The following is a 7,167-nucleotide window of genomic DNA, read 5'->3' as shown; positions in this document are numbered from 1 at the left end:
CGTGGAGTAAAAAGCCATTAAGGACTTTTTACGACCCTATAAAAGTTGATGACTTCGCAAAAAGTCATCATCGCGCCCGGTGAAAGGCGCTCAAATCGAAGATTTGTGAGGAAAGTGAAAATGACATTTTTCGCTTTCCGTGGAGTAAAAAGCCATGGATGGACTTTTTATGACCCTCCCCTCGATGCGGTGGGAGATATGACCACCACACTGGGTCCCGGTTATACTCATATTTACACGGGGGGCGGCAAGGGAAAGACAACGGCATCCCTGGGCCTGGCCCTGAGGGCGGTTGGGAACGGTCTCAGGGTCCTTGTAATACAGTTTTTAAAGGGTAGAAAGGAAATGACAGGTGAGAGAAAGGCAGCCCTCAGGCTTGCTCCGGATCTGGAGATACGACCCCGGGGCGGCGAAGGCTTTGTCGGACCGGGCGAGCCGTCCGAGGAGGACCGTTTTCAGGCGGGCGTTGCTCTTGCCGAGGCCTTCGATGAGGCTGACTCCGGGAACTGGGATGTCATTGTTTTAGACGAAATCAACGTCGCCGTCCATCTCGGCCTCATCCCCCTTGGGGAGGTCCTGGTCCTGCTCGACTCCAGACCTGACGGTCTGGAATTGATTCTTACCGGCAGGATGGCCCCTCCGGGACTTATGGATCGGGCCGACCTTGTAACGGAGATGAGGGAGGTAAAGCATTATTTTAATGCGGGCGTCAATGCTCGCAAAGGGATTGAGAAATAGGGGGCTTCACGCCTGCGGCGTGATGTTTGGGAGTAGGGAAGCATGGGAGATATTATGGTGAAGGAAAAAAAGATCAGGGTCCTGATCGCCAAACCGGGCCTGGACGGTCACGACCGTGGTGCCAAGGTTGTTGCCAGGGCACTGAGAGATAGAGGCTTCGAGGTGGTCTATACCGGGCTGCACCAGACCCCGGAGCAGATCGCCGCCGCTTCAGTTCAGGAGGGGGTGGACGCTGTGGGTCTTTCTATTCTTTCGGGATCCCATGGGACCCTGGTCCCCAGGATCATAGAGCAGCTCCAGGAGAGGAATGCGGGTGAGATACCTGTATTCGTGGGCGGCATCATCCCCGCTGAGGATATTGCGGAACTGAAGAGGGTTGGCGTTTTCGAGGTCTTTACCCCCGGGACTCCCACTTCCGAGATTGCGGAATCCATTTCCCGGGCCGTCGGCCGGGATTGAATGACGGCCACAACTGTTTCAACCTCAAGAGGGGATGGCTGGGCCGTCGTCCGTCTTTGCACCCCTGGAGGGCTGAATAAACTCGGGACCTCCACCCTCGAATCCCTGAGGGATGTGCTGAAGGCCCTTCTGGCCGATTCAGGCGTAAGGTGCCTCGCTCTCCTGGGGGAAGGGGGGGCATTCGCTGTTGGTGCGGATCTCAGGGAGATTTTGAAGCTTGACCCGCGTTCGGCCAGGGAATTTTCTCTCCTTGGGGATGGTGTTTTCAGGATTATGGAGAAAAGCGATGCCGTTGTCATAGCCGCCGTTGACGGATTCTGCCTCGGAGGCGGTCTGGACCTGGCGCTTGCCGCGGACTGGCGTCTGGGCACGGACCGCTCTATTTTCGGTCATCCCGGATCTGATCTGGGTATTATTACCGGTTTTGGAGGGACCCAGAGGCTCGCCCGTCTCATCGGAGGGAAGGCCGCTCTCGCTTGGGCATTGGAATCACGAAGGGTGAAGGCCCATGAGGCCCTCAGAGCCGGGCTCCTGCAGGAGGTCTGCACCCCCGAGGAGTTCGAGACGAGGCTTGAAGAAAGGATCCGGCATTTTCTTTCCCTGCCTGCCGGGAGGCTCAATGGTGCTAATGCCGCCATAGTTTGAAGAACTGTTTCGACCCTATAAAAAGGGATCATCGCGAAAACGAGTACCTGGTTTTGAAACCTGTTTTCTCACGCCCGCTTGTCACACATAAAACGTGACTCGCTCAAGACGCAAAGGACGCAAAGAAGTGCCGAAGATGTTCAGGAATAAAGGTATTCCCCTCACCCAACCGCTCCCTGGTCGGAGCGGGATTTCCCTGAAATCGGCTGATTATCCTTGCGCCCGGGGTCAAAGTTCACTTTTATCCCGGGCAACAAGGATCAACAGCAACCTGGGTGAGGTGACGCGCCTTCCTTTGCGAGCTTTGCGGCTTTGCGTGAGACGAATTGGTGTTAACGCAATGGGGACACATTATTGTGATGAACCATAAATAATGGATAAGACGATGATAGAAAAGGCCCTTCAGGGGGACAGCCTGGCCCTTGGCCGGCTCGCCAGATCGGTGGATGATCTTGATGCCGGCGCGGCCCGGATCATCAGTGATCTCTTTCCCATGGGCGGCAGCGCTCACATCGTCGGCATAACCGGACCGCCGGGGGCCGGCAAGAGCACCTTGATAAGCGCGCTTATCCGTGAGGAACGTTCCCGGGGTCGGCGTGTGGGCGTCCTGGCTGTGGATCCGACAAGCCCTTTTTCCGGCGGCGCCGTCCTGGGGGATAGGATTCGAATGCAGGAGCATGCCACTGATCCGGGGGTGTTTATACGCAGCCTGGCATCCAGGGGTCATCTGGGGGGGCTTTCGCGATCCATCCTTCCCCTCATCACCCTTCTGGACGCGGCCCGGTTCGATACAATCATCCTGGAGACGGTTGGGGTTGGACAGGAGGATGTGGAGGTCAAGGATCTCGCCCACACAACCGTTTTCGTCACCGTACCCGGGCTGGGCGACGGGATTCAGGCCATGAAGGCCGGTGTTCTCGAGATTGCCGATATCTACCTTGTAAACAAGGCCGACCTTCCCAATTCCGAATCCGTGGCAAGGGACCTGAGGTCGCTGGCGAACCACGCCGTGAACGAATCGGGCTGGGTTCCTCCTGTACTCATGACGGTGGCGTCCCGGGGGACGGGCGTGCCGGAACTGGCCGAAAAAATCAACGGTCACTGGAGTTATCTTAAAGAATCCGACGGGCTGGGGGCGTGGTCCACGGCTTCGGCGGAAATGTCCATAAGACAAGCTATCCGCGGTGAAGTGGAGGCCCGGGTGTTGGAGGCCTTTCACGGGGACGACGAGGCCCTTAAAGAGGATATCCGAAGGGTCGCCGACAGGGAGGAAGACCCGCTGGCGGTTGCGCGGCGGTGGATTGACAGGTTGATAGGGTCGTAAAAAGTCCGCTCATGGCTTTTTACTCCACGGAAAGCGAAAAATGTCATTTTCACTTTCCTCACAAATCTTTGATTTGGGCGCCCCTTAGTGGGCGCATTGATGACCTCGTAAAACTGCTCGTTGAACTCTGGACTCTGGACCCTGGACTCTGGACTCTTGGACTTGTTCGCCCCATTGAACGTTGAACCCTGAACGTTGAACTGGTCTATCCCTCTGGACTCTGGACTTAAAGGGAGATCTCTATGGATTTCTACGATGTCATTCGAAACCGGCGCAGCTGCAGGGTCTTTACGTCCGACCCTGTCCCCCGTGGCATCCTGGAGAGGGTCGTGGAGGCCGCCCTCTGGGCTCCCTCGGGGAAGAACCGCCAGAACTGGAAGATTTTCGTGGTCACGGGCGGGAAGAAGGAAGAACTGACGGATATTGCGGAAAGATCCTTTCCTTTCCTGGAGCCGAGTCTGAGAGAGCTTTACGATGAGAAAATCGTTTCCTTCACCCGGAATTTTTTTAAAACCCTGGGCGGCGCTCCCGTTCTTCTGGTGTTCTACTCACAGCCGACGGAAGAGGGCCTGTTTGTGGACACCCAGTCCGTATCAGCGGCCATCGAGAACGCGCTCCTTGCAGCAACCTACGAAGGGCTTGGGACCTGCTGGATGACCAACCCCGTTCATCTCCGGGACGAGGTTGACGAAGCGCTGGAAGTCGAGGGGATGAACCTGATCGCGTTTGTTCCCATCGGATATCCGGGCAAGGAACCACCCACCCCGCCGAGGAAGGAAGGGCGGGTGAGTTGGGTAGGTTTTGAATAGACTCATAAAGATGCACTCTATTCAAAACCAGGTGTAAGGGAGTATGGGGGGTGTGGATGTATGGGAATATCGAAGTATCGAGGTTTCTGAACCTCTGGACTCTGGACTCTGGACTCTGGACTTGATATGTCCCGTTGGACATTGGACATTATAGGGAGACCCCCATGGAAGATTTTGAGAAGATCGCCGGTTCCTACAACACCGTCCCGGAGAGCGAAATCAAGGCCAGGATCGGTCGGTTTCAGGAGATCCTCCGAAGGGAAGGGATCGATGTCGTCCTGATCCAGCAGCTCATCGACCGTTTTTACTTCACCGGTTCCATACAGGATGGGGTGGTTATAATCCCCGCCGCGGGTGACCCGCGCTACCTGTGCAGGCGCAGCATCGAGAGGGCGCGAAGGGAGACTCCGCTGGAGGTGGTCCCCTTCAAAAGCTTCAAGGAGATTCCCCCCGCTCTGGAGGCGGCAGGAATCCCCGGCCGGGGCAGGGTGGGGCTTGAGCTCGACGTGATTCCGGCGGCCCTTTACCAGCGCTATTTAAAGCTGCTTCCCGACGTTTCCCTGGTGGATGCAGGATCCCTTGTGCGAGAGGTTCGGGCCGTCAAATCAACCTACGAGATCGAAAGGATTCGCACGGCAGGGGTCCAGGTGGACAAGGTGATGGAACTCGCCGCCCAATGCCTCCATGACGGTATGCGCGAGGTGGATTTTGCCTCCACCCTGGAGAAGCGCGCCCGGGAACTTGGGCATCAGGGCATCCTCAGGATGCGGGGTTTCAATCAGGAGCTGTTCTACGGTCACATCATCACCGGCGAGCATTCCGCGCTCATGTCCCATATCGACGCACCGTCCGGCGGAATGGGGGTCAACCCATCCATAGCCCAGGGGGCCGGTTTCAGGGCTATCAGGAAGGGTGAACCGGTGAGCGTGGATTTTGTTGGATGCGTGGAGGGGTATCTCATCGACCAGACGCGCCTCATGGTCATGGGAAGTCTGGCTGTGGAACTCGTTCAGGGCTTCGTGCAGGCCCGGGCCATTCAGGACGCGGTCGTTGCCGCGGCCGCTCCAGGAGTGACCTGGGGGTCGCTTTACGAAACGGCCGGCCGGGAGGCCGAAAACCTGGGGGTTTCGGATCGCTTCATGGGGCCTCCGGGCGAGCAGGTGCGTTTTGTGGGACACGGGGTTGGCCTTGAGGTCGATGAATTTCCCTTTCTTGCCCCCCGTTTCGAACAGGTCCTTATCCCTGGAATGGTGTTCGCCCTGGAGCCTAAGATCTTCCATCCGGGCAAAGGGATAACGGGCATAGAGGATACATTCCTGGTAACCGACAACGGGTTGGAAAGGTTGACGGTAACGCCGAGAGAGATTATCGCCCTGCCATAGCTTTACGCCTCTCCTCAGCGCGGTACTTTAGCTCAGACACTTGTTTTCCCATGGGCCTCAGGCCCCCCGCAATCCGGCCTGAGGACGGTTTTTCGGCCTTTTGTCGGGTTTGGTGCCCTGCTTTCAGGGGTTAGTCTGCGTTTTCATGGATTTTCCTTGACATGGTTAAAACAGTGTTATAAATATTGTAGTCATGTTCCATGATCGAACAGCATCTTGAAAGTGCCGTTATCGGCTACACCTGGTTGTGGGTATTCCCCCACGGCCGTTTTTTTTCACCAAATCCGGGTTTTCCGCCCGACGGGGGGGCGCAATATAGGACCGAGCGGCCAATGGCCCGGGCACTGCGGCGACCGCCGTTTCCCCGATGTTTCAGGCGGTCAGGGTGCCATTCATAAGGAGGGTACGTAAGAGCCATGTCCAACGACAGAAAGTATTTTCAGCCCGAACTCGAGACCATGTCCGTGGAGAAGATCAAGGATCTTCAGCTTGAGAGGCTAAAGGCGCAGGTTAAATACATTTATGGCAACAATCCCCATTTCAAAAAGATTTATGATGAGGCCGGTTTTAATCCAGCCGACATCAAGACCCTGGATGATATAAGGAAAATCCCGTTTCTTGAGAAGAAGGAAGTCAGGAGCGGATATCCCATGGGTATCGTGACCGGAGATAAGAGCATTCTTCGCGAGATGCACAGCACATCGGGTACCACCGGCAAGCCGGTCCTGATCTTTGCCTCGGAGAAGGACATTGATCTCTGGAGTGATCGGTGCGCACGGGAACTCTGGATGACCGGTCTGCGGCCGGGCGATATTTTTCTCAACTCCTTCGGCTATGGCCTGCCCACGGGCGGTGCCGGATTCCACTACGGCGCACAGAAGATGGGCGCCTGCCCCATCCCGCTTTCCGGCGGCCAGTCAGACCGGATGGTGGATCTCCTTGTCGACCTCCCGATCACCGCTTTCTGCGCGACTCCGTCCTTTGCCCTCTATGTAGGCCAGAAAGCGCAGGAAAAGGGCTTCGATTTGGCCAAGGATTCCACGTGCAAGATCGGCCTTTTCGGAGCCGAGCCATGGCCCTGGGCCACCCGGGAGAGGATACAGGAGCTTTACGGAATCAAGGCCTTCGATGAATTCGGCATGACCGAGTTTCTTGGGCCTGGAATGACCGCCGAGTGCGAGGCCCGGGCCGAGGATGTCCCCCAGAGGATGCACATCTGGGCGGATCACCTCCTTGTGGAATGCATCAACCCCGATACCGGGGAACCGGTAGGCGATGGCGAGGACGGCGAGATGGTGTGGACCAACCTGGTAAACACCGGTACGCCTCTAATCCGTTACAGAAGCCGCGACCTTGCCTCCATGACCTGGGCGCCGTGCCCATGCGGACGAACCCATCCAAGGATGGCCGGGATCAAGGGGCGTTCGGACGATGCCGTTTCCATTAGTGGGCTCATCGTTTTTCCGAGCCAGGTGGAGGAGGCCCTTTCGCGCTTCCAGGAGATGGGGGCCAATTTCAGAATGATCATAGAAACCGACAAGAGGGGAATGGACTTTTTCACCCTGAGGATCGAACTCAAGGATAAAGCCTTCTTCAATGACGCTGCCCTCATTGAGAATCTCAGACTGAAGATGAAGCAGGCCGTCAAGGGGCTTACCGACGTCAACCCCAAGGTCGTGGATCTCATCGGTCCCGATGAGCTTCCAAGGGTCACCGGAGGGGAAGGCAAGACCGCCAGCGCCCGTGTGGAGGACCGCAGGAAGAAGTAGCCCGCCCGGCAAAACGGGTCGAAGAGACTTTTTGCGAGGTT

General features: G+C 57.0%; 7 protein-coding genes. All 7 read left to right on the top strand.

Features of this window, described 5'->3' with window-relative positions; genetic code table 11:
• Positions 1–198: 198 nt before the first annotated feature.
• Positions 199–738: a cob(I)yrinic acid a,c-diamide adenosyltransferase gene (locus GXP52_06340; protein NOY86902.1), complete on the top strand. Its 540-nt coding sequence runs from the start codon at positions 199–201 to the stop codon at positions 736–738.
• A 57-nt stretch (positions 739–795) separates the two neighbouring features.
• The gene (locus tag GXP52_06335; GenBank protein NOY86901.1) at positions 796–1,197 is read left to right on the top strand and encodes a cobalamin B12-binding domain-containing protein; all 402 of its coding nucleotides are present in this window, start codon (positions 796–798) and stop codon (positions 1,195–1,197) included.
• Positions 1,198–1,842 (top strand): enoyl-CoA hydratase/isomerase family protein, encoded by a 645-nt coding sequence (locus GXP52_06330; protein ID NOY86900.1) that lies wholly within the window; start codon positions 1,198–1,200, stop codon positions 1,840–1,842.
• Between the two features lie 385 nt (positions 1,843–2,227).
• Entirely contained in the window at positions 2,228–3,166 is a 939-nt protein-coding gene (gene meaB / locus GXP52_06325; protein ID NOY86899.1) for a methylmalonyl Co-A mutase-associated GTPase MeaB, read from the top strand.
• Between the two features lie 242 nt (positions 3,167–3,408).
• Positions 3,409–3,975, top strand: a complete 567-nt coding sequence (locus GXP52_06320; GenBank protein ID NOY86898.1) for a nitroreductase family protein — start codon at positions 3,409–3,411, stop codon at positions 3,973–3,975.
• Positions 3,976–4,139: 164 nt separating this feature from the next.
• Entirely contained in the window at positions 4,140–5,357 is a 1,218-nt protein-coding gene (locus tag GXP52_06315) for an aminopeptidase P family protein (GenBank protein NOY86897.1), read from the top strand.
• 416 nt (positions 5,358–5,773) lie between these two features.
• Positions 5,774–7,126 (top strand): phenylacetate--CoA ligase, encoded by a 1,353-nt coding sequence (locus GXP52_06310; protein ID NOY86896.1) that lies wholly within the window; start codon positions 5,774–5,776, stop codon positions 7,124–7,126.
• Positions 7,127–7,167: the final 41 nt, after the last annotated feature.

Source organism: Deltaproteobacteria bacterium (assembly GCA_013151915.1).
GTDB lineage: Bacteria > BMS3Abin14 > BMS3Abin14 > BMS3Abin14 > BMS3Abin14 > BMS3ABIN14.
This window is presented reverse-complemented; position numbering and strand designations above follow the sequence as displayed.

Bases quoted from the DNA above. Each gene is read 5' to 3' on its own strand.
- GXP52_06310 (NOY86896.1), top strand. From the start codon at position 5,774: ATGTCCAACGACAGAAAGTATTTTCAGCCCGAACTCGAGACCATGTCC.
- GXP52_06340 (NOY86902.1), top strand. From the start codon at position 199: ATGACCACCACACTGGGTCCCGGTTATACTCATATTTACACGGGGGGC.
- GXP52_06330 (NOY86900.1), top strand. From the start codon at position 1,198: ATGACGGCCACAACTGTTTCAACCTCAAGAGGGGATGGCTGGGCCGTC.
- meaB (NOY86899.1), top strand. From the start codon at position 2,228: ATGATAGAAAAGGCCCTTCAGGGGGACAGCCTGGCCCTTGGCCGGCTC.
- GXP52_06315 (NOY86897.1), top strand. From the start codon at position 4,140: ATGGAAGATTTTGAGAAGATCGCCGGTTCCTACAACACCGTCCCGGAG.
- GXP52_06320 (NOY86898.1), top strand. From the start codon at position 3,409: ATGGATTTCTACGATGTCATTCGAAACCGGCGCAGCTGCAGGGTCTTT.